This is a genomic window from Bradyrhizobium erythrophlei, assembly GCF_900129505.1.
GTDB classification, from domain to species: domain Bacteria; phylum Pseudomonadota; class Alphaproteobacteria; order Rhizobiales; family Xanthobacteraceae; genus Bradyrhizobium; species Bradyrhizobium erythrophlei_D.
The window spans coordinates 4,668,463-4,692,530 of record NZ_LT670818.1 but is presented as its reverse complement, the minus strand read 5'-3'; the positions used below and the strand labels follow the sequence as shown (position 1 = coordinate 4,692,530).

Below are 24,068 nucleotides of genomic sequence, written 5' to 3'. Positions count from 1 at the left end.
CTCTGGCAACATGGATCGGTCCTCAGCCGGGCGATATCGCGGGACGTGCAGTAGCTAAGCGGAGAATATAAACAAATGTCGGTACGTCGAACCTTGTTGGCAGCGACCGTCGCTTCGATCGTTGCCTTGGCGATATCGCCGGCATCGGCCCAGACCTTGCGTTACGCCAACCAGGGTGATCTCAAATCGCTCGATCCCTATACGCTCAGGGAAACCACCACCACCGCGCATCACTCGCATATCTATGAGGGTCTCGTCGGCCGGGACAGAAATCTGAAGATCATTCCAGCGCTCGCGGAAAGCTGGGAGACACCGGAGCCGACCCGCTGGCGCTTCCATTTGCGCCACAATGTGACATTCCACAACAGCGACCCCTTCACCGCCGACGACGTGATCTTTTCGGCCAGCCGGGTGCGGGCCACGGGCTCCAACTTCACCAGCGTCATTCCGCCCGATGCCAAGTTCGTCAAGGTCGACGACTACACCGTCGATGTCGTGCTGTCCTCGCCCAATCCCATCCTGATCACGCAATGGGACGGCTGGCTGATCATGGACAAGAAGTGGTGCGAAGAGCACAATGCAGTGGCGCCGACGCCGGCCTCCGCAACCACGCCGAGCTACGCCTCGCTCAATGAAAACGGCACGGGGCCCTTCATCATCGAGAGCCATCAGCCGGGCGTGAAGACCGTGTTCAAACCGTACGCGAACTGGTGGCGCAAGCCGGAACATAATCTGAAGGAAATCATCTTCACGCCGATCGCCTCCGACGCCACGCGTGTTGCTGCCCTGCTCTCGGGCGAAGTCGACGTCGTCGAACCGGTGCCGATCCAGGATATCGCGCGGGTGAATGCGAGCGGCATCGCCAAGGTTCTGAATGGTCCGGAATTGCGCACCCTCTTTATCGGCATGGACCAGTCGCGGGACGAATTGCTGTACTCGAATGTGAAGGGCAAGAATCCCTTCAAGGACATCCGCGTCCGCGAGGCCTTCTTCAAGGCGATCGATGTCGAGCTGATCAAGACCCGCGTCATGCGCGGCCTCTCGACGCCGTCGGCACTGATGATCGCGCCGGAACTGTTCCCGCTGTCGAAGGACTTCACGCGGGGGAAATACGATCCCGATGGCGCCAAGAAGCTCCTGACGGAAGCCGGTTATCCCGACGGCTTCGAGGTGACGATGGACTGCCCGAACGACCGTTATGTCAACGACGCCGCGATCTGCCAGGCGGTGGTCGGCATGCTGGCGCGGATCGGCGTCAAGGTGGACCTGCTGGCGCAGCCCAAGGCGCAATATTTTGCCAAGGTGCTCAAGCCCGGCGGCTACAAGACCTCGTTCTACATGCTGGGCTGGCAGCCGGGCTCGCAGGATTCGCACAACGTGCTGCATGATATCATGGGCTGCCGTGACGATCCCAAGGACTCCACGCGCGGCGAAGCCAATCTCGGCGGCTACTGCAACAAGGAATTGGATGCGCTGACCGACAAGATCCTGGTCGAGACCGATCCGGCCAAACGCGATCAACTGATCAAGCAGGCCTTCGAGATCGGCATCAAGGATTACGGCTATATTCCGCTGCACCAGCAGGCCCTGGCATGGGGCGTCTCGAACAAGGTGAAGTTGACCCAGCGCGCCGACAACCAAGTCCTGCTTTACTGGGCGACCAAACAGGAAGAGTAGTCGGTCCTATCATCAGGGGTCCCGGTGGCTTCGCGCTTTCCGGGATCTTTCATTTTGGGTTTCGAGGTCGCGCGCCCCCCGTTTAACGCGAAGTGAAAGGATCACATGCTCGCTTTCACGCTGCGCCGGGCGATCCAGGCCATCGGCGTCATGATCGCAGTCGGCATCATCTCGTTTGCGATGTTCCGCTTCGCCGGCGATCCGGTCAACCAGATGGTCGCCATCGACACCTCGGCGGCCGAGCGCGCCGCGATCCATAAATCCCTCGGCCTCGACGATCCCGTGCCGCTGCAGTTCGCGCATTATCTGGCGAACGCGGCGCAATTCAAATTCGGCGTGTCCTACCAGTTCCGTCAGCCGGTCGCGAGCCTGCTGAAGGAGCGGATGCCGGCGACGCTGGAACTGGCGATCTGCGCCACCATCCTGGCGATGGTGTTCGGCATCCTGATGGGCGTCTACTCGGCGCTGCGGCGCGACTCATTCTTGGCAAAAGTGTTCCAGGCGATATCGCTGATCGGCATCTCGCTGCCGACTTTCCTGATCGGCATTCTGCTGATCTATCTGTTCGCCGTGGTGCTGGGCTGGCTGCCCTCGTTCGGCCGCGGCGAAGTAGTGCGGCTCGGATGGTGGACCACCGGGCTTCTGACGCTCTCGGGGCTCAAGGCCCTGATCCTGCCTTCGATCACGCTCGGCCTGTTCCAGATGACGTTGATCATGCGGCTGGTGCGGGCCGAGATGCTGGAGGTGCTGCGCACCGACTACATCCGCTTTGCGCGGGCGCGCGGATTGACGACGCGGGCGATCCACTTCGGTCACGCGCTGAGGAATACCCTGGTGCCGGTTATTACCGTGGCCGGCCTGCAATTTGGCTCGGTTATTGCATTCGCGATCATTACCGAAACTGTGTTCCAGTGGCCGGGAATGGGACTGTTGTTCGTTCAAGCCGTGCAAACCGTCGATATTCCGATCATGGCAGCTTATTTGATGATGGTGTCGCTGATGTTCGTGACCATCAACCTGGTGGTCGATATCCTCTACACCGTCGTCGATCCGCGGCTGCGCTCGACCCTCAGCCGCCCGGCTTGAACCGAGTTTTCGCCATGTCCGACGCCGTCGTCCCGCACAAATCCGATTCCGGCGCGCCGCGCATGCGCTTCTCGCCCGGACGGCTCATCAGCCGCGCCATCGAGAGCGACCTGTTCTATTCGTTGCGCCGCTCCAAGATCACAATGGTCGCGGCGGCCGTGACGATCCTGTTTTTCCTGCTCGCGATCTTCGCACCGCTGATTTCCGTGCAGAATCCATTCGACCCGGCGCAGCTTCAACTGATGAATTCGCGGATCGCGCCGTTGTGGACCGCCGAGGGCCAAAGCCCGTTCCTGCTCGGCACCGACGAGCAGGGCCGCGACGTGTTTTCCGCGATCCTCTACGGCTTGCAGATTTCACTCGCGGTCGGCGTTCTCGGCGTGCTGTTCTCCGGCGCGATCGGCATCGTCATGGGCCTGATCGCAGGCTATTTCGGCGGCGCCGTCGACGGCCTGATCATGCGCATTGCCGACGTGCAGCTCTCCTTCCCCGCCATCCTGATCGCGCTCTTGGTCAACGGCGTCGCCAAATCGGTGTTGGGCAACCGTCTGGACGCGATGAGCACGCTGGCGGTGCTGGTGGTCGCTATCGGCCTGAGTTTCTGGGTGCAGTATGCGCGCACCGTGCGCGGCTCCGTCATGGTGGAGAAGAACAAGGATTATGTGGCGGCGGCGCAGTTGATCGGCCTTCCCGCGCCGGTGATCATGTTGCGTCACGTGCTGCCCAACACCATGGGGCCGATCCTGGTGATCGCCACCATCAACCTTGCGCTCGCCGTGATCACCGAGGCGACGCTGTCGTTTCTGGGCGCCGGCATGCCGGACACCATGCCCTCGCTCGGCACCTTGATCCGGATCGGCAACAATTATCTGTTCTCCGGCGAATGGTGGATCGTCGCCTTCCCCGGCATTGCGCTGGCGGCACTGATCCTGTCCATCAACCTGCTCGGCGACTGGTTGCGCGACGCGCTCAACCCGAAACTCCGATGAGAAGCGCCGTCAACACCCTGCGGCGGATCGCATGACCGAACCCGTTCTCTCCGTACGCAACCTCAAAGTGGAGTTCGTCACCCGCCGATCGACGCTCCGCGCCATCGACGGGATTTCCTTCGACATCGCCAAGGGCGAAGTGCTGGGTGTGGTCGGCGAATCCGGCGCCGGAAAATCCGTCACCGGGCTCGCGGTGATCGGCCTGATCGACCCGCCCGGCCGCATCGCGGGCGGATCGATCCATCTTTCGGGCCTGCGGATCGACAACCTGCCGCCCGAGGAAATGCGCCGGATCCGGGGCAAGCGGATCGGCATGATCTTCCAGGATCCGCTCACCAGCCTCAATCCCCTGTACCGCATCGGCGATCAGCTGATCGAAACCATCCGGACCCATACCAATCTGTCGGAGCAGGCCGCGCGCAAGCGCGCCATCGACCTGTTGGCCGAGGTCGGCATTCCCGCGCCGGAAAAGCGCATCGACGCCTATCCGCACGAATTCTCCGGCGGCATGCGCCAGCGCGTCGTGATCGCGCTCGCGATCTGCGCCGAGCCCGAATTGATCATCGCCGACGAACCCACCACCGCGCTCGACGTCTCGGTGCAGGCCCAGATCATCTCCCTGATAAAACGCCTCGGGCGCGATCACGGCACTGCGGTGATGCTGGTGACCCACGACATGGGCGTGATCGCCGAAACCTGCGACCGCGTAGCGGTGATGTATTCCGGCCGGATCGCCGAGATCGGCCCGGTGCGGGAGGTCGTGCAGAACCCGCTGCATCCCTACGCCAAGGGCCTGATGGGCGCGATCCCGACGCTCGCGGGCGACGCCGCGCGGCTGGTCCAGATCCCCGGCTCGATGCCGCGGCTTTCCGCGATCCCGCCGGGCTGCGCCTTCAACCCGCGCTGCGCCTTCGCCTTCGACCGCTGCCGGATCGAGCGGCCGGAGCCGATCAGGCGCGGCCGGCAAGCCGTTGCCTGCCATCTGTTCGACGCCGCCGCCAAGGAGACCGCGGCATGACGACGCCCTTCGTCGAGGTGAAGAATCTGCGCCGCGTGTTCGACGTCTCGAAGCCGTGGCTCAATCGCGTGCTCGAAGGCGGCCATCTGGAGTTTCTAAAAGCGGTCGACGGCGTGACCTTCGACATCGCCATGGGCGAGACCTTTGCGCTCGTCGGCGAATCCGGTTCGGGCAAGACCACCGTTGCCCGCATGGTGGTGGGGTTGCTGCCGCCCAGTTCGGGCGAAGTGGTCATCGACGGCGTCTCGATGGCCAACCCCAGGCAAGTGCAGGCCCGCAGGCTGCTGCGGCGCCGCATCCAGATGATCTTCCAGGATCCCTATGCGAGCCTCAACCCGCGGCTTCGGGTCGATGCCATCGTTGCCGAGCCGATCCGCGCCTTCGATCTGATCCAGGGCGAGCGCGACATCCAGGCGCGGGTCGGCGAGCTCCTGGCTCTAGTCGGTCTGCACGCCGACGACGGCTGGAAATATCCGCACGAATTTTCCGGCGGCCAGCGCCAGCGCATCGCGATTGCGCGGGCGCTCGCCTCCGAAGCTGAGTTCATCGTCTGCGACGAGCCGACGTCCGCGCTCGACGTTTCCGTGCAGGCGCAGATCCTCAATTTGATGCGCGACCTGCAGGACAAGTTCGGCCTCACCTACCTCTTCATCAGCCACAACCTCGCCGTGGTCCGCCACATGGCGAGCCGCATCGGCGTGATGTATCTCGGCCGCATTGTCGAGATCGCGGAGGGCCGCGAACTCTTTAACAATCCGCGAATGCCCTATACCAGGATGCTGCTGGGCGCGGTGCCGGATCTGGCGATGTCCGGCCGCCAGCGGATTCCAGTCAAGGGCGAAATCCCCAACCCGATCAACCCGCCGCCCGGCTGCGCGTTCAACCCGCGCTGCCCGCTGGCGTTCGACCTCTGCCGCAAGCAAGCCCCCGAACTGATCGACGGCGTCGCCTGCCACGCCGTCAACACTCCCGCCGCCGCAGTCCCCGCATGATCACGGGGACGGGAGCGCCGCCGCGGGTGGCAGTGGTTGGCAGGCCGCCTCGGCTGTGGTCAAGTGCCCGCGCCCCACGGCACCAGCGCAACCCTGGATTATCATGAGCAAAATCAATCCCGATCCGTTCACGACCCGGCCGGAAATCGAAGGAACTTTTGGCGTCGTCACCTCGACCCACTGGATCGCCACCGCGGTCGGGATGGCCACCCTGGAGAAGGGCGGCAATGCCTTCGACGCCGGTGTCGCTGCCGCCTTTACGCTGCAGGTGGTCGAGCCGCATCTAAACGGTCCCGGCGGCGACGTGCCAATCATCGTGCACGACGTGAGACGTGGCCGGACCGAAGTGATCTGCGGCCAGGGCCCGGCGCCTCAGCGAGCGACGATCGCGCATTACCGCAGCGAGGGACTGGAGATGGTGCCCGGCACCGGGCTGCTCGCGGCCTGCGTTCCCGGTACCTTCGAATCATGGATGCTGTTGCTGCGCGACTACGGCACCTTGCGGTTGCGCGACGTGCTGGAGCCAGCCATCGCCTATGCCCGCGACGGCTATCCGCTGGTCGAGCGCGCCGCGGCGACCATCCAGACGGTCGAGCAATTGTTCCGGAAACACTGGACCACCTCTGCCGCGGTCTATCTGCCCAACAACGAGGTTCCCAAACCCGGCACGCTCTTCACCAACAAGACGCTTTCGGAAACCTATGCCCGCATCCTGCAGGAGGCCGAAAGCGCCGGTAGCGACCGCCTCGCCCAGATCGAGCGCGCGCGCAAGGCCTGGTCGCATGGTTTCGTCGCCGAAGCGATCGGCGAATTCTGCCGCACCCAGGAAGTCATGGACGTTACCGGCTCACCGCATCGCGGCGTGCTCTCCGCCGACGACATGGCGCGCTGGCAGCCCTCGGTCGAAGCACCGCTGACTTACGACTATGGCCGCTACACCGTCTGCAAGGCCGGCGTCTGGAGCCAGGGCCCGGTGATGCTGCAGCAGCTCGCGCTGCTGAAGGGGTTCGAACTCGACGGACTCGATCCCGCAGGGCCCGAGTTCATCCATCTGCAGGTCGAATGCGCCAAGCTCGCCTATGCCGACCGCGAGAAGTTCTATGGCGATCCGAATTTTACCGAGATCCCGATCGCCACGCTGTTGTCCGATGCCTACAACGACGAACGCCGCAAGCTGATTTCCGAAAAGGCCTCACTCGATTTCGTCCCCGGCTCGGTCGAGGGTTTCGGCTCGGTCGTAAAGCTGCGCCGGGCGGAGGGACATCGCGAGGCGGTCGGCGCCATGGGTGCGGGCGAGCCCACCGTCGGCCGTTTCGGCGAGGTGCGCGGCGACACTGTCCATTTCGACATCATCGACCAGGCCGGCAACATGATCTCGGCGACGCCGTCCGGCGGCTGGCTGCAATCGTCGCCGGTAATTCCGAAACTCGGCTTCTGCCTCGGCAGCCGCGCGCAGATGTTCTGGCTCGAGGAAAATCATCCCGCGGCCCTGGCGCCCGGCAAGCGACCGCGCACCACACTGAGCCCGACCATGGCGCTGCGCGACGGCGAGCCGTACCTGTCGTGGGGTTCGCCCGGCGGCGATCAGCAGGACCAATGGATCACGCAATTCTTCCTGCGGCACGTTCATGCCAAAATGAATCTGCAGGAGGCGATCGACGCACCGGCGTGGCATTCCGAGCATTTCCCGATCTCGTTCTGGCCGCGCACCGCGCGCCCCGGCGTGCTGGTGGTCGAGAACCGCGTGCCGAAGGCGAGCGTCGATAACCTCAGGAGCCGCGGCCATATCGTGGAGACCGGCCCCGACTGGTCCGAAGGCCGCCTCACCGCCGCCTCGAAAATCGGCCGCCGCCGCCGCGCCGCCGCCAATCCGCGGGGCATGCAGGGCTACGCGGCCGGACGGTAAGAGCAGAGATGGGTTTAAGGTAGAAGATGACCTGGTCGATCATCGCCCGCGACACCTCGACCGGCCAGTTCGGCATCGCGGTAGCGACAAAATTCTTCGCCGTCGGCGCCCGCGTGCCGTTCATCGCGGCTCGTCTCGGCGCGATCGCGACGCAGGCGCTGGTCAATCCCTATTACGGCATCGACGGCTTGAAGCGCTTGCGCGAAGGCGGTGCGCCGCGCGATATCGTCGACGGCCTGGTTGCGGCGGATGCCGGGCGCGAGACGCGGCAGCTTCACGTCATGGACGCCGCCGGCCGCATCGCTTCGCATACGGGACGCGAATGCATCGACTGGTGCGGGCATATCGAGGGCAACGGATTTTCCATCGCCGGCAACATGCTCGCGGGCGCGCAGGTGTTGGATGACACCGCGAAGGCCTATCTGGCGAACGAATTGCTGCCGTTCCCGCAGCGCCTGATCGCGGCGATGCGCGCGGGCGAATCCGCCGGCGGCGACAAGCGCGGCAAGCAATCCGCGGCGCTTTTGATCTACGGCGACCAGGAATGGTCCGAGCTCGACCTGCGCGTCGACGACCATGCCGATCCGCTTGTAGAGCTGGAACGTATCGAGGCGGTCAGCCGCGAGCATTGGGCGCATTTCCGAAAAGTGCTGCCCACGCGCAAGAACCCGGCCGGAATCATCGACCGCAAGAGCATCGACGCGTCAATCGAAGCCGCCGTCGCGGGCCGGAAATGACGGAAATCCCGCTGATCGACATCAGGGATTTGCGGGTGCTGTTCCACGGCGATAACGGCCGCATTACCCATGCGGTCGACAGCGTCGACCTCAGCGTCGCCAAGGGGGCGACACTCGGGCTGGTCGGCGAATCCGGCTGCGGCAAGAGCGTGACTTCGCTGGCCATCATGGGCTTGCTGTCGAAACATTCGGCGGAAGTCACCGGCTCGATCCGTTTCGACGGTTTTGACCTGCTCGAGGTGCCCGATCAGACCTTGCGCGACCTGCGCGGCAACCGGCTGGCGATGATCTTCCAGGAGCCGATGACCTCGCTCAACCCGAGTTTCACCATCGGCGAGCAGATCATCGAGACCATCCTGCGCCATCGCGGCGGCGCGCGGCGCGCCGCGCGCGAACGCGCGATCGAGCTGTTGCGCCGCGTCCACATCCCCTCGCCTGAAAAACGCGTCGACGAATATCCGCACAAGCTGTCGGGCGGCATGCGCCAGCGCGTCATGATCGCGATGGCGCTGGCCTGCGATCCACGGCTCTTGATCGCGGACGAGCCGACCACCGCGCTCGATGTCACCCTGCAGGCCCAAATCCTCGATCTGATGCGCGAGCTGAAGGCGGCGAGCGGGGCGGCGATCATCATGATCACCCATGATCTCGGCGTGGTCGCCGAGGTCTGCGACGAGGTCGCGGTGATGTATGCCGGCGAGATCGTCGAACGCGCCCCGGTCGACGAATTGTTCGCCGCCCCTCAGCATCCCTACACCGTCGGTCTGCTCGGCTCGATCCCCCGGCTCGACCGCCGTGCCTCGCATCTTGCGACCATCGAAGGCATGGTTCCCAATATGGCGAACCCGCCGTCCGGCTGCCGCTTCGCCGCGCGCTGTCCGTTTGCCGGCGAGCCCTGTGTCGCCGCGCCGCCGCCTTTCGTGGCGGTGGGGCCCGCTCACTGGTCGCGCTGCATCAAGGCGCCGCTGGAGAGGCTGGTGTCATGAGCGCCCTGCTCGAGGTCGACAATCTCGTCAAGCATTTCGTCGCCGAGCGCTCGGTGTTCGGACGGCCGACCGCGTTCGTCAAGGCGGTGGACGGCGTCAGCTTCAGCGTCGAGGCCGGCAAGACGCTGGCGCTGGTCGGCGAATCCGGCTGCGGCAAATCCACCGTGAGCCGGCTGGTGCTGCGGCTGATCGAACCGGATTCGGGGCGGATCCGCTTCGAGGGCCGCGACCTGCTGGCGCTCGACGCCAACCAGTTGCGCGCGTTCCGCCGCGACGCCCAGATCATCTTCCAGGATCCCTACGCCTCGCTCAACCCGCGCATGACGGTCAACCAGATCCTGACCGAACCGCTGGCGCTGCACGACCTCGTGCCGGTCTCCGGCCGCCGCGAGCGCGTCGAGGAATTGTTGCGCCTGGTCGGACTCGAGCCGCGCTCCGCACGCCGCTACCCCCACGAATTCTCCGGCGGCCAGCGCCAGCGCATCGCCATTGCCCGCGCGCTCGCGGTGGAACCGAAACTCATCATCTGCGATGAGCCGGTGTCTGCACTGGATGTCTCGATCCGCTCGCAGATCCTGAACCTGCTGCGCGACCTGCAGGACCGGCTCGGGCTTGCCTACATCTTCGTTTCGCACGACCTCGCGGTGGTCAAACACATCGCCGACCGCATCGCGGTGATGAACCTTGGCACCATCGTGGAGACCGCCGATACGCAAGACCTGTTCGCCATGCCCCGCCATCCCTATACCCGGGCGCTGTTATCGGCGATTCCCGTGCCCAAACCGCAGGCAAGGCGAAGCCGCATTCTGTTGCAGGGCGATATGCCAAGCGCGCTCAATCCGCCCGCGGGCTGCCGCTTTCATACCCGCTGCCCTTACCTCGTCGAGCGCTGCCGCACCGATGCGCCGGAATTGCGCGACGATGCGACCACCGGCCACCACGCCACCGCCTGTCACCGTACGGCCGAGCTGCCGCCGGCTGACGCTGTCGTCCCCGAGGACGGCCAGCTTTCGCCGGCGCTGGAGAAGCTGGTAGCCGCGTTCAGCCGCCTCGGGGAAGGATCAGCAGTTCCCGGGGTTGGTATATTTGATGCAAGGTTGCCGTCCGGCATTTAGAGGAGACTGGTTCGATGGGCGCTTTTCGGTTCGCGTTGACGGCGGCAGCCCTGCTGCTTTCGATTGCCACGGGCGCTCACGCCCAGACCACGTTGCGCATCGGGATAGCGGAGGACCCGGATATTCTCGATCCATCGATCGGACGTACCTATGTCGGCCGCATCGTCTTCTCGGCATTCTGCGACAAGCTGTTCGACATCGACGAGAAACTCAACATCGTTCCGCAGCTCGCGCTGTCGTATGAGACCTCGGCCGACGGCAAGGAAATGACGATCAGGCTGCGGCCCGGCGTCAAGTTCCACGACGGCGAACCTCTCGACGCCGAAGCCGCGAAGTTCTCGATCGAGCGTCACACCAATCTGCCGACCTCCTTCCGCAAGCCGGAGCTGGCCAGCGTCGATCACGTCGAGGTGGTCGATCCCCTCACCATCAAGCTCATCCTGAAGGCCCCGTACTCGCCTCTGATCGCGCAGCTCACCGATCGCGCCGGCATGATGGTCTCCCCGAAAGCCGCCAGGGAGGAAGGCGACAAGTTCGGGCTGCATCCGGTATGCGCCGGCCCCTACAAATTCGTCGAACGCGTGCAGCAGGACCGCATCGTGTTCGAGAAATTCGCCGACTACTGGAACAAGGACAACGTCTTCATCGACCGCATCGTATTCCTGCCGATCGTCGATGCCACGGTGCGGCTTGCCAATCTGAAATCCGGCGGGCTCGACCTGATCGAGCGGGTGCTGGCGACCGATATCAAGACGGTGCAGGCGGATTCCAGGCTGACGCTGTCGACGGCGCCCGAACTCGGCTATCTCGGGCTCACCATCAACATTGCCAACGACAAGACCAAAGGTGCGCTCAGTCAATCCGAGAAAGTGCGCCAAGCGCTCGATCTGTCGATCGACCGCGAGGCCGTCAACCAAGTCGTGTTCAACGGCGAGTTCACGCCGGGCAACCAGTGGGTCAGCCCGTCGCACCCTTATTACCAGAAGGCGTTTCCGATCCGGCCGCGCGATATCGCGAAGGCCAAGGCGTTGTTGAAGGAAGCCGGCGTCTCCCTGCCCGTCAGCGTCGACTACATGGTGCCCAAGGGGGCGGAAAACGAAGCCGTCGCCCAGGTCATTCAATCGATGGCGGCCGAAGCTGGCTTTGACCTCAAGATCCGCGTCATCGAATTCGCAACCTCGTTCAAGCAGGCCCAGGCCGGCGAGTTCCAGGTCTTCCAGATCAACTGGAGCGGCCGGATCGATCCCGACGGCAATGCCTACGTCTTCCTGCACAGCAAGGCGGCCCAGAACGACGGCGGCTACGCCAACCCGGCGGCCGACAAGGCGATGGAAGAAGCGCGAATGATCAACGATCCCGCGCAGCGCAAGGCGATCTACCAGAAGCTGACCGGGATCGTGCTCAACGATGAACCGATCATCTACATCTATCACCGCAAGCTACTGATCGCCCATACCAACAAGCTCGAAGGCTACCGCCAGATGCCGGACGGCCTGGTGCGCGTCGTCGGGCTGAAGCTGAAGTGAGGGTTGTCATCGCCAGGCGCGGCAGACGGAACAGCCGATGCTGAACTTTCTCGCCCGCCGTCTCGTGCAACTGGTGCCGACGCTGCTGTTCGTCTCGATCATGATTTTCTCGCTGCAGCATCTGTTGCCCGGCGATCCCGCGCTGGTGATGGCCGGCGAGGAACGCGATCCCGCCGTGATCGCCCAGATCCGCCAGCAGTACCGGCTCGATCAGCCGATTCCCATCCAGTACGCCTACTGGATCAAGGGCGTGCTGTCAGGCGATCTCGGCGAGTCGCTGCGCAACAAGATGCCGGTGCGCGAGCTGATCGCGCAGAAGCTGCCGGTGACGATGCAGTTGGCCGCAATGGCGATCGTGATCGCGTTTTTGATCGGCATTCCCGCCGGCATCGTCTCCGCGGTAAAGAAGGGCACCGCCTGGGACTACGGCGCCAATTTGTTCGCGCTGTGGGGCATTTCGACGCCGAATTTCTGGCTCGGCATCATGCTGATCTTCCTGTTCTCGATCGAACTCGGCTGGCTGCCCGCCTCGGGCTACGTGCCGCTCAGCGAAAACTGGCGCGCCAGCCTGGCCGCCACCATCATGCCCGCCTTCGTGCTTGGCAACGCGATCGCGGCGATCCTGATGCGGCACACCAGGAGCGCCATGCTGCAGGTCCTGGAAAGCGACTATGTCCGCACCGCCCGCGCCAAGGGCCTTTCCGAGCGCTCGGTGATCCTCAAGCACGCCATGCGCAACGCGCTGACGCCGATCATCACGCTCGGCGCGCTCGAACTCGGCACGCTGTTGTCGGGCGCGGTGCTGACCGAACAGATCTTCTCGATTCCGGGCTTCGGAAAATTGATCGTGGATGCCGTGTTCAACCGCGATTACGCGGTCGTGCAAGGCGTCGTGCTGGTGACGGCGACCATCTACATCACGCTGAACCTGATCGCCGATATCGCCTATATCCTCGTCAATCCGCGGCTGAGGGCGTGACGCGCATGACCGACGCCGCGCTCGCCGCGATCCCCGTTATCGCCCCCGATGAGCTGGAGAGCCCGGCGCGGCGCGCATTGCGCCGTCTGTTTGCGCGCAGGGGCGCGGTGGCCGGGCTCGTCGTGATCGCGACCTTTATCGTGCTCGCGATTTTCGCGCCGCTGATTTCGCCCTATGACCCGATCGCGACCAGCTGGACGGCGGTGCGCAAGCCGCCGTCGGCCCTGCACTGGTTCGGCACCGACGATCTGGGCCGTGACATCTTTGGCCGCGTGATCTATGGCGCGCGCGCCTCGCTGACGGCCGGCGCGATCTCGGTCGGGATCGCGCTTGGCATCGGCGTCCCCTTCGGGCTGTTGTCGGGCTATCGCGGCGGTTTTGTCGATGCGCTGATCAGCCGGATCACCGATGCCATGCTGGCCTGCCCGTTCCTGATTCTTGCCATCGCGCTGGCGGCATTCCTCGGCCCAAGCTTGGGCAACGCCATGATCGCAATCGGCATCTCGACGACGCCAATTTTTGTGCGATTGACCCGCGGCCAGGTGATGAGCGTCAAGGTCGAGGATTATGTCGAGGCGGCGCGCGCCATGGGCAATCCGCGCTGGCGCATCGCGCTGTTTCATATCCTGCCGAACATCATGCCGGCGCTGCTGGTGCAGGCGACGCTGTCGATCGCCGCCGCCATCATCGCCGAGGCCGCGCTGTCGTTCCTGGGCCTGGGTCAGCAGCCGCCGCTGCCGTCCTGGGGCAGCATGCTCAACGCGGCGCAGCGGTTTCTCACCAACGCGCCCTGGATGGCGCTGTGGCCGGGACTGGCTATCTTCCTGGTGGTGCTGTCGTTCAACCTGGTCGGCGACGGCCTGCGCGACGCGCTCGATCCGAGGGAGCGGTGAATTTTGTTCGTCCGCCTGAGTTCGTCATTGCGAGCGCAGCGAAGCAATCCAGCTTTCTTGCCTATTGTCCTATGGATTGCTTCGCTTCGCTCGCAATGACGGCTTATACCAGCCTTCAGAAGGGCTGACCGATGATGGCCCAGTCGCGGGCCGCGATCGAGGTGATGCGCCCGGTTTCGGCGAGAAGTTTTCGCCAGGCGTCTTGGCAGGCGTCGAGGATATCGGTGTAGGACGCGAACACGCGGTTGGCGAGATAGGTCTGTCGCAGATACTGCCAGATGTTCTCGGCTGCGTTGAGCTCCGGACAGGCGGGTGGCAGCGGCACGAGGGTGACATTGGCAGGTGGCTTTAGTTTGCGCGTCGTGTGCCATCCGGCCTTGTCGAGGATCAGCAGCGCATGCGCGCCGGGCGCGACGGCCTTGCCGATGGCGTCGAGATGCGCCTGCATGGCCTCGGTGTCGGCTTGCGGCATGATGAGGGCGACGCCGGTGTCGCGGCTCGCACAGACGGCGCCGAACACATAGGCGTTCTCGTAGCGCTGATCCTTGGGCTGCCGCGGCCGTGATCCCTTCTTGGCCCATTGGTAGACGAGGCTGTTCTTCTGGCCGACCCGCATCTCGTCCTGGAACCAGACCTCAATCGGCGTTTCCGGGGCGAGTTTGGTCACGATCGCCGCGACCTGCGTAGGAAAGTTTTTTTAAATGCCGCGATCGTCTCCGGATCCTGCACGGGATGGCGCGGCCAGGCGCTGATGTGCGAGAAGCCGAGCTTCTTGAGCGCGCGCCCCAGGCTCACCTCCGACAGATCGACACCGAAACGCTGTCCGAGAACACGCTTCAGGTCGACGCAGCGCCAGCGTACGACCCCATCCTTCTCCGGGTCGGGGCCGGTCTCGACGAGCTGCTTCAATGCATCTTTCTGCTCGTCGGAGAGCTTCGACGGCCGCCCGGTCGGCTTGATGTCGATCAGACCGTCAGGCCCGTACTGGTTGAAGCGGTGCGCCCAGTCCCGCAGCGTCTGCCGGTCCATGCCGCCGATCCGGGCCGCCTCGGTGCGGTTCATCCCGTCGCAAATCGCCGCCAGCGCCAGCAGCCGTCGCGCCTGCGCGGCATCCTTCACCTTCGCCGCGAGCCGACGCAGCTCATCCGCCTCGAAATCCTCCCGTAGACCGACCGCCGCGCCCATCGCCGACCTCCCGAATCAATCCAGTCGGTCATAAATGAATCACGCCGGCGCCAGCTTTTCAAAAAAGAGTCAGACCTTCCGAAGGCTGGTATTAGGCTAAATCAAAATCTCCCGCATCACCCGCCGGCAATCCATCTCGTATTCGAGATCGATCACCGGAGGCCGCGCAAAATGCCAGGTCAGGCCCGAACGCGTCGCGCCGCGGCGCACCAGCTCGTCGGCAATGACCGGATGAAAATCATGGACGGTATAGGCCTGCGCCGCCGTGGTGTCCTTCCAGGTAAATCCGAACGCGCCGAGACGGCTTTCCATCTCGCCCACCGTGAAGCGGACCTTTTCCTTCAGCCCCTCCGCGCCGACGTCTCGGTAACGCACGATGCGCTCGGAATAGCTTCCCGCGCCGCCGCGCGCCTCGGCGCCGCCCGCGATCACAAAGCTTGGCGCCGTGCCTTGCGTCGGCCGGGTGAAGGAGAACGCATAAAACGACGGCTCGGACGGCGGATCGATCTCCGGGCACACATTGCTGCGCGCCACCGGATTGGTGGTCCCGTCGAATATCTTCCATTCCGCGAGGGTCTTGACGTAATGCTCGTTGAACCGGCGAAAGCCGTCCTCGGTGAACGCCGCGGGCGAACGCAGCTCGCAGGCACAGAACGACGTCAGTGGCCGCCCCGCCGCCTGGATGTAGTTTGCGATCTGCGCGAATCCATCTGCCAGTGACGGCATCTTGTCGAAGCGCACCCGCTCGATCTCATAGCCCGATGCGGCCGCCGCGCCGCTCGAATACTGAAACACCGCCGGGATGAACCGATAATTGCCGGCCGAAAAATCGCGCGTCGTCTCTGGCATTCGCTGATGATCCCTATTCCAGTTGCATGCGGACGCCCTTGCCGCCATTGAGCAACCGCTTGAGGTGAAAACCGGCCAGCGCGTCGTCGGCATGCAGCCCGACCAAGGCAGCGAAGGCCGGCATCGCCGCCGCATCGCCCGCCTCGAGTTTCGCAAAGGCGTCCGCATATTGCCTTGTGGCCGGCCTCTCGAACGCGGCTTCCGGCAGCGGCTCGTAGGCGCGGAGCGGTTCGCTGCGCCCGCGCAACACGAGATCGCCGACCGGCCTGCCCCTGAAATACCCGGCGGCATCGGCGACCGCGGCGCTGACACAGATGCGGGTGCCCAGGAACTTGTTGGCGGCCTCCAGCCTTGCTGCGGTGTTGATAGTATCGCCATAGGCGGTGTAGTCGAAGAAACGGCTGCCGCCGAAATTCCCGACCAGCGCCGGACCGGCATGCACGCCGATGCGGGTGGCGCCGAAATTCACACCCTTTTCCTTCCAGCGTTCGCGAAACGCCTGCGCCCAGACATCGAGATCGTGCGCGCAGGCGACCGCGCGCGCGGCGTAATCCGGCTGCTCGCCCGGCGCGTTGAACAGGATCTGGATCGCATCGCCGATAATCTTGGCGACGGTGCCCTCATGGGCAAACACCACGTCGGTCATGCCGCCCACATATTCGTTGAGCAGCGCGCCCAGTACTTCGGGCGGCGCGGTTTCCACCAGCGACGTAAAGCTGGTGATGTCGGTGAAGATGGTCGCGACCTCGCGCCAGTGCACTTCCATGCCGTTGCTCTCGCCGACGGCGGCAAGCCTCAAGGCGATCTGCGGCGAAAAATACCGCGACAGCGAGGCATGCGCCCGCTCCGCCTCGAGCTGGCGGCGGCGCGCCTCGCGCATCATCTCGACATGACGGATGGTCTTGTCGATGGTCATTTCGAGATCGGAGAAATCGATCGGCTTGGTGAGGAAATCGAACGCGCCGCGGTTCATCGCGGTGCGGATGTTGCTCATGTCACCATAAGCCGAAACAATGATGGTCGATTTCTTGTCCTCGGCCTCCTGCAGCTTCTGCAACAGCGACAGCCCGTCCATCCGCGGCATATTGATGTCGGACACCACCATGTCGACATGCGGATGCTGTTCGATCGACTCCAGCGCCTCGATGCCGTCATGGGCGAACATGAAGACAACCGCGCCGTCGCGAATCTGCCGGCGGAATTTCTGCACAACCAGAGCCTTGAGATCGGGCTCGTCGTCGACGAACAGGATGGTGGCGGTCATGCGGCCTGTCCGAGCCTGGTATCGATCTCGTGGCGCAGCAGCGCGAAATCGATCGGCTTGGTCAGAAGGCCGACCGCACCGCGCTCGATCGCCCTGCGGCGGGTTTCCGCATCGCCATAGGCCGTGATCATGATGACGGGGACATCGGGCCGCTCCGCGCGCACTTTTGGCAGCATTTCAAGTCCGCTCATGCCGGGCATGTTGATGTCGGACAGAATCAGGATTAGCGATGGATCCCTGACCTCGGCGGCGCGCAGCAGTGCCTCGGGCGCCGACGGCGCAAACTCCATCGTGAAGCGTCCGGATTTCAGGTCGCGCCGGAATTGCTGGCGAAACAAAGCTTCGACGTCGGGCTCGTCATCGACGACGAGGATGTAAACGCTCAATTTGTGCCTCCGGAAGGTGCTTGTGCCGCCGCCGTCCGCGGCAGCGTAATAATGAATTCGGTGAATGCGCCAGGCTCGGTATCAACGTCGATCTTGCCACCATGTTGTTTCACCACGATATCGTGGCTCATGGACAGGCCAAGTCCGGTGCCCTCGCCGGCGGGCTTGGTAGTAAAAAATGGATTGAACATCTTCTCTTTGACTTCGCGCGGGATACCGGTGCCGTTGTCGCGGATCCGGATCTCGACCTTGTTGCCGAGGTCTTTTGTTGTCGCGCTCAGCGTCGGCTCAAAGCCCGCTTCGCCAGCCTCTTTGCGCTTGGTGGCGGCATAGAAGCCGTTCGAGATCAGATTGAGGAACACCCGGGTGATTTCCTGCGGATAGAGGTCGATCATGCCGGCGGCGGGATCGAGGTCGCGCTTGAGCGTGATGTTGAATCCGGATTTTTCGGCGCGCGCGCCGTGATAGGCGAGATTGAGGCTTTCCTCGACGATCGCGTTGATATCGGCCGGCCGGTGTTCGCCGGAGCCCTCGCGCGAATGCAACAGCATGTTCTTGACGATGGAATCGGCGCGCTTGCCGTGCACCACCACCTTTTCAAGATTGCCCTTCAGCATATGGGTGAGTTCGTCGATCTCCTCGCGCGTCTTGTCGTCAAGCGCGGCCGTCTTCAAGACGTCGTTCAGTTCGTCGATCAGTTCACCCGACACCGCCGAGAAATTGTTGACGAAATTGAGCGGGTTCTTGATTTCATGGGCGATGCCGGCGGTGAGCTGGCCGAGCGAGGCGAGCTTTTCGGTCTGCACCAGGCGGTCCTGCGCGGTGCGCAGGTCCTCGAGGGATAGGGAAAGCTCCTTGGTGCGCTCCTGCACCTGTTCGAACAACCGTACGTTCTCGATGGCGATGACGGCCTGGTCGGCAAAGGTCTGAACCAGGTCGATCTGGCGCTGGCTGAACGGCCCGGCCACCGACCGTCCGAGCAGCAGCACGCCTTCGACCGCGCCGTCGCGCATCAGCGGCACGGCAAGCACCGCCCTGTATTCGCCAAGCACCGGCGCCTGACCGAAATTGTAGTCCGGGTCGTTCTGCACGTCCGGAACGTGGGCAGGCTTGCCGTCAAGGAAGACCCGGCCGGTCAGGGTATCCCGCCCCGGCTTGATCGGATTGGCATTCATGAAATCGACGAACGCCTGCGGGCAGCCAGACTCGGCCTGCAGCCGCATCACATCGCCGTCGCGCAGGGTAATGATGCCAAGCGAGGCGCCGCACAGCGCCTTGGCTGATTCCGTCAACGTCGTCAGCACCGATTTCAGGTCGAACGCAGAACGGCTGATCACCTTCAAAACGTCGGCGGTGGCGGTCTGCTGCTGAAGCGATTCGGTCAGGTCGTCGGTGCGTTCGCGCAGTTCATTGAGCAGGCGGGCGTTCTCGATGGCTATGACCGCCTGGTCGGCGAAGTTCGTGACCAAATCGACTTGCTTGTTGGTGAACGGGCGGGCTTCCCGACGACGAACCAGGATGGCGCCAACAGCGACTCCTTCACGGACCATGGGCACGGCCAGGGTCGCTCGATGGCCGTAGCGAAGAGCCATCTCCCTACCATCTTGAAAATCGTCGCTGCTAGGCAGGTCTGGGACATGGATCGTCCGCGCTTCAAGGATCGCCCGGCCCGTGACCCAGTCGAGGTTGAGCGATGTTCGATGACCGATGGGAGTGCTCTCAAGAGGCCCGGACTGTGCTGATGTCACGACGACGTCACCGTCTCGGAGATAAATCGTGGCGGCCTGCGCTTCGCAGAGGCGACCGGCGCTCATAACGACTGCGTCCAGCACTGGCTGGATGGTGGACGGCGAGTTGCTAATGACCTGCAACACTTCGGACGTCGCGGTCTGCTGCTCCAGTGATTCACTCAATTCGGCCGTTCGCACTTCGACCTTTTTCTCCAGGTCGGCATAGGATTCCTGCAGCCGCGCGCCCATGTCGTTAAATTGATTCGCTAGTCCTTCCAGTTCGTCGCCGGTCGGAATCGAAATGCGCTGGGCGAAATCGCCGCTGCCGATGCGCTCGGCGCCAGCGCGCAGGGCCTGGATTGGGCCGACCATGCGCCGCGCCAGGAATATCCCGGCGAGCACCGCGAAGATCGACGCCGCCGCCAGCACGATGGCGAGGCGCTGAAGGGCGAGATACAGCGAGGCGTAGGCCTCCTCCACCGGCAGCTCCACGAACATGGTCCAGCCGAGCGGCGAGATCGGGGCGGACGCCGTCAGCACCTCCTGGCCCTGGATGTTCTTGGTGCCTTGCAAGGATTCGAGGTCGGCGCCGGCGCTTCCGCCCTGCGCCGCCTGCACCTGCGCCAGTTTCGACATGTCGGTATTGCGCAGCACGAGGCTGATGTCGGGATGCGCGATCAGGCGGCCCTGCGCGCCGACGACATAGGCGTGGCCGTGCTCGCCGACCTTGATCTGCGAGACCACGTCCCAGATCAGCTTGAGATTGACCTCGGCGATGCTGATGCCGGCATCCTTGCGGGTGCCGGCCAGCGAAATCGTCATATAGGGCTCGGACTCCCGGCGGAAATAGACCGGCCCGTAATAGACCTTGTGGGCGACGGCCTCGGTGAATTTCGGATCCTTGGAGAGGTCGAGGCCGGAATCGACGACATCCATGGCGAGCCGGGACACCCGCAGCCGCTCCTTGCCGGAAGAATCGACCTGCGCCAGTTCGGTGATGGCCGGCACCTGCTTCAACAGCCGCAAGGCGTCGAACCGGCGCTGTTCGATCGAGGCCGCCGACCACGGCAATTGGGTGGTCCAGCCGAGCTGGCTCTCGATTTCCTTGATGAACTGGCCGATCTTCGCCGCCGCGGCTTCCGCCTGCTCGTGCTGAATCCGGATCAGGGCCGCCTTGTGCTCGCGGTAATAGAAGAAAACCTCGAAAATCCCGTTGGACAGCAGCGCGACGGCGACCACGGCGACAAACAGCGCGACATATTTGGTGAACAGCCTGCTGCGGATCCGGGTCCCGGACGGTGCCGCCGCCGGCGTCGCTCCCGCCACGGGCGGAGCCGCCAGCGTCTGGCCTGACGTGTCGGGATGCAGGGAAATGCTCATTGCGCCCAAGGTAGCAAGAAGGGGCACGCTTGTCTCTTGCCGCACTGCAGCAGGGACCTAGGCCGACCGAACCCCTCCAAAGAAGGGGGGGCTGGGAGCAACGTAACGGGAACGGCGGCAACCAACCGTAGCCGGTTGCCGCCGCCTTGATCGAAACCTCGGCTTACGTCGGCTTTAGCGCCTTCGTAGCGACATCGAAATCCGCGATCTCCTTGGCCCGTTCGGACTCGGCCGACGCGCGGTGGTCGGTGGCGATCGCTACATAGACCGCAGGCAGCACGAACAGCGTGAACAGGGTGCCGATCGACATGCCGGCGACCACGACAAGGCCGATCGAGAACCGACTCGCCGCGCCTGCGCCAGTGGCGGTGAGCAGCGGCAACAGGCCCGTGACCATCGCTGCCGTCGTCATCAGGATCGGGCGCAGCCGGACCCGGGCCGCCATCTCGATCGCGGAGCGGCGGTCGAGCCCTTCCCTGAGTTGCAGCTCGTTGGCGAACTCGACCATCAGGATGCCGTGCTTGCTGATCAGCCCGACCAGCGTCAGCAGTCCGACCTGCGTGTAGATGTTCATGGTGGCGACGCCGAAGAACAGCGGAATCAGGGCGCCCGATATCGCCATTGGAACGCTGATCATGATCACCAGCGGATCCCGCAGGCTTTCGAACTGCGCCGCCAGCACCAGGAAGATGATGATCAGCGCGAAGCCGAAGGTGACCGCGAGCTGGTTGCCTTCCTGGACATATTGCCGGGAGTCGGCGAGATAATCGTGGCTGAAGCCGGCCGGCAGCTTCTTGGCCTCGCCCTCGAGGAAGTCGACCGCCTGGCCGACCGTCACCCCGGGCATCGGCACTGCCTGGAAAGTGGCGGAGTTCAGCTGGTTGTAGTGGGTCAGCGCGTTCGGATCGGTCGCCGTCTCGATCGAGACCACGGTCGAGAGCGGCACCTGCTGTCCGGTGCTGGTCGGCACGTAATATTGGCCGAGCGCTTCGGGCGACAGCCGCTGGCTGCGCGGCACCTGTGGAATCACCTGGTACGAGCGGCCCTCGAGATTGAAGCGGTTGACATAGTTGCCGCCGAGCAGCGTCGCCAGCGTGCTGCCGATGTTGGCCATGGTGATGCCGAGGTCGCTCGCCTTCGAGCGGTCGACCTTGACCCGCACCACCGGCTGGTTGAAGTCGAGATCGCTGTCGGAGACGATGAACAGGCCGCTCTTGCGCGCAGCGTCCTTCACCTTGACCATCTGGTCATAGACCGCCTGGAATCCTTCCGTGGAGTTGATCACCATCTGCACCGGCAGGCCGCCGGGACCGCCGGGCAGCGGCGGCAGATTGAATGCGAAGGCGTTGACGCCCTCGATCTTGGAAAGCTGCGCCTGCACCAGCGGCTTGAGCGCGATCGACGAGCGCTTGCGCTCGTCCCATGGCTTCAGCAGCATGCCGGCGATGCCGCCCTGTGGACCGTTGATGCCGTTCAGCACGAAGCGCAGATCGGTCTCGGGGAATTTCGAAAACTCCTTGTCGAGCTTCTCGCCGTAGAAATCCACGTAATCGATGTTGGCGTATTTAGGCGCCTTGGTCACGGCGAACACGATGCCCTGGTCTTCTTCCGGCGCCAGCTCCTTCGACGTGTGCAGATAGAGGAATCCGACCAGCCCGAGGATGGTCAGCGCGAACAACCCTGTGATCGGACGATAGTCGAGCGAACGATCGAGCTGCCTGCCGTACCAGCGGGTCATCGATCCGAATACCCGGTTCACGAGTTTCGCAAACCGGCCCTCTTCGGCGCTCTTGAGGAAAACCGAGCACATCATCGGCGATAGCGTCAGCGCGATCACGCCTGAAACGATCACCGAGCCGGCCAGCGTGAAGGCGAATTCGCGGAACAGCGAACCGGTCAGGCCGCCGAGGAAACCGATCGGCGCATACACCGCGGCGAGCGTAATGGTCATGGAGACGACGGGGCCGACGATTTCGCGCGCGCCCTGCATCGCGGCCTGCACCGGCGGCTTGCCCTCCTCCAGATGGCGGTGGATGTTCTCCACCACCACGATGGCGTCGTCGACCACGAGCCCGATCGCCAGCACCATCGCCAACAGCGTCAACAGGTTGAAACTGAATCCCGCGATCAGCATCAGGCTGCAGACGCCGATCAGCGACAGCGGAATGGTCACCACCGGGATGATCACCGAACGGAACGAAGCCAGGAACAGGAAGATCACCACCACCACGATGATGACCGCTTCGCCGAGTGTTTTCTCGACCTCGTCGATCGAGGATTGAATGAATTTGGTGGAATCGTAGGCCACCTTCATCTTCATCGACGGCGGCAGGTTGCGCTCAAGTTCCGGAAACAGCGCACGGACGCCTTTGACCAGCGTCAGCGGGTTGCCTTGCGGCGTCGCCTGCACGCCGATGAAGATCGCATGCTCGCCGTTGAAGGCGACGCTGGCATCGGTGCTCTGCGCCGCCAGTTCGACGGTCGCGATATCCTCCATGCGCACGAACCCGCCATCCTTGGATTTGACGATCATGCGCTTGAATTGTTCGAGATTCTTCAGGTCGGTATTGGCGGAGACGTTGGAGACGATGAAGAAGCCCTTGGACTGGCCCGCGGCGGCCTGGAAATTGTTGGCGGCGATCGCCGCGGAAACATCCGAAGGTGACACGCTGCGGCCGGCCATGCGCACGGGATCGAGCCACAGCCGCATCGCAAAGGTCTGGCCGCCCAGAATATCGGCGGAGGCGACGCCGTCGACGGTGGAAAGCACCGGCTGCACCACCCGCGTCAGGTAATCCGAAATCGCCGAACCCGACAGCACTTCGCTGGAGAAGCCGAGATACATCACCGCGGTGGTCTGGCCGGTCGTCTTGGTCACGATCGGGTCGTTCGATTCCTTCGGAATCAGGTATTTGACCGAATTCACCTTGGCGAGGACTTCGGTCAGCGCCTGGTTCGGGTCGAAATTCAGCTTGATGTAGACCTGGATCGTCGAGGTGCCGAGCACCGAGGACGACGTCATGTAGTCGACGCCTTCGGCGGACGCCACCGCCTGCTCGATCGGCGTGGTAATGAAGCCCTGGATCAGGTCGGGCGACGCGCCGGGATACACGGTGGTGATGTTGACCACCGTGTTCGACAGTTTCGGATACTGCCGGATCGGCAAGGTCGTGGCGGCCCGGAGGCCGATCAGCAGAATCAGCAGGCTCACGACCACCGACAGCACGGGTCGCTTGATGAAAATATCGGTCCAGACCATCGCGATGCGCTCCGTTAGATCACGGTCCGATTGAATTGGGCCCTGATCTCTTCTGTTTGTTTGAACACGATCTCCGGGCAACGCCCCGCGTTTGCCCGGAACGGATCATGC

The 24,068-nt window shown here is 63.8% G+C and carries 18 protein-coding genes; 12 read left to right on the top strand and 6 right to left on the bottom strand.

The window, feature by feature from the left end; translation table 11 throughout:
• Positions 1-75: 75 nt before the first annotated feature.
• The 12 genes from B5525_RS21705 to B5525_RS21650 all read left to right on the top strand — a co-directional run bounded on the left by B5525_RS21705 (position 76) and on the right by B5525_RS21650 (position 13,904).
• Positions 76-1,677, top strand: coding sequence for an ABC transporter substrate-binding protein (locus B5525_RS21705; protein WP_079567829.1), 1,602 nt, complete (start codon positions 76-78; stop codon positions 1,675-1,677).
• Between the two features lie 105 nt (positions 1,678-1,782).
• Complete coding sequence (locus B5525_RS21700) at positions 1,783-2,763, top strand: ABC transporter permease (RefSeq protein ID WP_079567828.1); 981 nt, start codon at positions 1,783-1,785, stop codon at positions 2,761-2,763.
• Positions 2,764-2,777: 14 nt separating this feature from the next.
• Positions 2,778-3,752, top strand: a complete 975-nt coding sequence (locus B5525_RS21695) for an ABC transporter permease (RefSeq protein ID WP_079567827.1) — start codon at positions 2,778-2,780, stop codon at positions 3,750-3,752.
• A gap of 31 nt (positions 3,753-3,783) precedes the next feature.
• Positions 3,784-4,770 carry an ABC transporter ATP-binding protein gene (locus tag B5525_RS21690; RefSeq protein ID WP_079567826.1) on the top strand — a complete coding sequence of 329 codons (987 nt, stop codon included), beginning with the start codon at positions 3,784-3,786 and terminating at the stop codon, positions 4,768-4,770.
• A complete protein-coding gene (locus B5525_RS21685; RefSeq protein ID WP_079567825.1) occupies positions 4,767-5,762 on the top strand; it encodes an ABC transporter ATP-binding protein in 996 nt (331 codons plus the stop codon). The genes B5525_RS21690 and B5525_RS21685 overlap by 4 nt, the downstream gene beginning before the upstream one ends.
• Positions 5,763-5,865: 103 nt before the next feature.
• Positions 5,866-7,668 carry a gamma-glutamyltransferase family protein gene (locus B5525_RS21680; protein ID WP_079567824.1) on the top strand — a complete coding sequence of 601 codons (1,803 nt, stop codon included), beginning with the start codon at positions 5,866-5,868 and terminating at the stop codon, positions 7,666-7,668.
• A gap of 26 nt (positions 7,669-7,694) precedes the next feature.
• Positions 7,695-8,405: a DUF1028 domain-containing protein gene (locus B5525_RS21675; protein WP_079567823.1), complete on the top strand. Its 711-nt coding sequence runs from the start codon at positions 7,695-7,697 to the stop codon at positions 8,403-8,405.
• Positions 8,402-9,391: an ABC transporter ATP-binding protein gene (locus B5525_RS21670; protein ID WP_079567822.1), complete on the top strand. Its 990-nt coding sequence runs from the start codon at positions 8,402-8,404 to the stop codon at positions 9,389-9,391. Before B5525_RS21675 ends, B5525_RS21670 begins: the two co-directional genes overlap by 4 nt.
• Entirely contained in the window at positions 9,388-10,506 is a 1,119-nt protein-coding gene (locus B5525_RS21665) for an ABC transporter ATP-binding protein (protein WP_079567821.1), read from the top strand. The genes B5525_RS21670 and B5525_RS21665 overlap by 4 nt, the downstream gene beginning before the upstream one ends.
• A gap of 14 nt (positions 10,507-10,520) precedes the next feature.
• Positions 10,521-12,032 (top strand): ABC transporter substrate-binding protein, encoded by a 1,512-nt coding sequence (locus tag B5525_RS21660; RefSeq protein WP_079567820.1) that lies wholly within the window; start codon positions 10,521-10,523, stop codon positions 12,030-12,032.
• Between the two features lie 37 nt (positions 12,033-12,069).
• Entirely contained in the window at positions 12,070-13,011 is a 942-nt protein-coding gene (locus tag B5525_RS21655; RefSeq protein ID WP_079567819.1) for an ABC transporter permease, read from the top strand.
• Between the two features lie 5 nt (positions 13,012-13,016).
• Positions 13,017-13,904 carry an ABC transporter permease gene (locus tag B5525_RS21650; protein WP_079567818.1) on the top strand — a complete coding sequence of 296 codons (888 nt, stop codon included), beginning with the start codon at positions 13,017-13,019 and terminating at the stop codon, positions 13,902-13,904.
• 115 nt (positions 13,905-14,019) lie between these two features.
• Here the strand turns inward: B5525_RS21650 and B5525_RS21645 are convergent.
• From B5525_RS21645 to B5525_RS21620, 6 genes are all read right to left on the bottom strand, one after another.
• Positions 14,020-15,089 (bottom strand): IS630 family transposase gene (locus B5525_RS21645; RefSeq protein ID WP_154073353.1). Its coding sequence is split into 2 segments (ribosomal slippage): positions 14,020-14,603 and positions 14,603-15,089, totalling 1,071 coding nucleotides; the frame shifts between segments, so codons are not numbered across the junction.
• 96 nt (positions 15,090-15,185) lie between these two features.
• Positions 15,186-15,938, bottom strand: a complete 753-nt coding sequence (gene cnbZ, locus B5525_RS21640; protein WP_079567817.1) for a 2-amino-5-chloromuconate deaminase CnbZ — start codon at positions 15,936-15,938, stop codon at positions 15,186-15,188.
• Between the two features lie 13 nt (positions 15,939-15,951).
• Complete coding sequence (locus B5525_RS21635; protein ID WP_079567816.1) at positions 15,952-17,202, bottom strand: adenylate/guanylate cyclase domain-containing protein; 1,251 nt, start codon at positions 17,200-17,202, stop codon at positions 15,952-15,954.
• Positions 17,199-17,588: a response regulator gene (locus B5525_RS21630; protein WP_079567815.1), complete on the bottom strand. Its 390-nt coding sequence runs from the start codon at positions 17,586-17,588 to the stop codon at positions 17,199-17,201. Before B5525_RS21630 ends, B5525_RS21635 begins: the two co-directional genes overlap by 4 nt.
• The gene (locus B5525_RS21625; protein ID WP_079567814.1) at positions 17,585-20,698 is read right to left on the bottom strand and encodes a GAF domain-containing protein; all 3,114 of its coding nucleotides are present in this window, start codon (positions 20,696-20,698) and stop codon (positions 17,585-17,587) included. The genes B5525_RS21630 and B5525_RS21625 overlap by 4 nt, the downstream gene beginning before the upstream one ends.
• A 163-nt stretch (positions 20,699-20,861) precedes the next feature.
• On the bottom strand, positions 20,862-23,957 hold the full coding sequence (locus B5525_RS21620; protein WP_079567813.1) for a MexW/MexI family multidrug efflux RND transporter permease subunit: 3,096 nt from the start codon (positions 23,955-23,957) through the stop codon (positions 20,862-20,864).
• Positions 23,958-24,068 lie beyond the last annotated feature (111 nt).

Excerpts from the sequence above, each read along its gene's own strand:
- B5525_RS21675 (WP_079567823.1), top strand. The coding sequence starts at position 7,695 with ATGACCTGGTCGATCATCGCCCGCGACACCTCGACCGGCCAGTTCGGC.
- B5525_RS21660 (WP_079567820.1), top strand. The coding sequence starts at position 10,521 with ATGGGCGCTTTTCGGTTCGCGTTGACGGCGGCAGCCCTGCTGCTTTCG.
- B5525_RS21695 (WP_079567827.1), top strand. The coding sequence starts at position 2,778 with ATGTCCGACGCCGTCGTCCCGCACAAATCCGATTCCGGCGCGCCGCGC.
- B5525_RS21700 (WP_079567828.1), top strand. The coding sequence starts at position 1,783 with ATGCTCGCTTTCACGCTGCGCCGGGCGATCCAGGCCATCGGCGTCATG.
- B5525_RS21670 (WP_079567822.1), top strand. The coding sequence starts at position 8,402 with ATGACGGAAATCCCGCTGATCGACATCAGGGATTTGCGGGTGCTGTTC.
- B5525_RS21705 (WP_079567829.1), top strand. The coding sequence starts at position 76 with ATGTCGGTACGTCGAACCTTGTTGGCAGCGACCGTCGCTTCGATCGTT.
- B5525_RS21625 (WP_079567814.1), bottom strand. The coding sequence starts at position 20,698 with ATGAGCATTTCCCTGCATCCCGACACGTCAGGCCAGACGCTGGCGGCT.
- B5525_RS21680 (WP_079567824.1), top strand. The coding sequence starts at position 5,866 with ATGAGCAAAATCAATCCCGATCCGTTCACGACCCGGCCGGAAATCGAA.
- B5525_RS21665 (WP_079567821.1), top strand. The coding sequence starts at position 9,388 with ATGAGCGCCCTGCTCGAGGTCGACAATCTCGTCAAGCATTTCGTCGCC.
- cnbZ (WP_079567817.1), bottom strand. The coding sequence starts at position 15,938 with ATGCCAGAGACGACGCGCGATTTTTCGGCCGGCAATTATCGGTTCATC.
- B5525_RS21650 (WP_079567818.1), top strand. The coding sequence starts at position 13,017 with ATGACCGACGCCGCGCTCGCCGCGATCCCCGTTATCGCCCCCGATGAG.
- B5525_RS21690 (WP_079567826.1), top strand. The coding sequence starts at position 3,784 with ATGACCGAACCCGTTCTCTCCGTACGCAACCTCAAAGTGGAGTTCGTC.
- B5525_RS21620 (WP_079567813.1), bottom strand. The coding sequence starts at position 23,957 with ATGGTCTGGACCGATATTTTCATCAAGCGACCCGTGCTGTCGGTGGTC.
- B5525_RS21685 (WP_079567825.1), top strand. The coding sequence starts at position 4,767 with ATGACGACGCCCTTCGTCGAGGTGAAGAATCTGCGCCGCGTGTTCGAC.
- B5525_RS21655 (WP_079567819.1), top strand. The coding sequence starts at position 12,070 with ATGCTGAACTTTCTCGCCCGCCGTCTCGTGCAACTGGTGCCGACGCTG.
- B5525_RS21635 (WP_079567816.1), bottom strand. The coding sequence starts at position 17,202 with ATGACCGCCACCATCCTGTTCGTCGACGACGAGCCCGATCTCAAGGCT.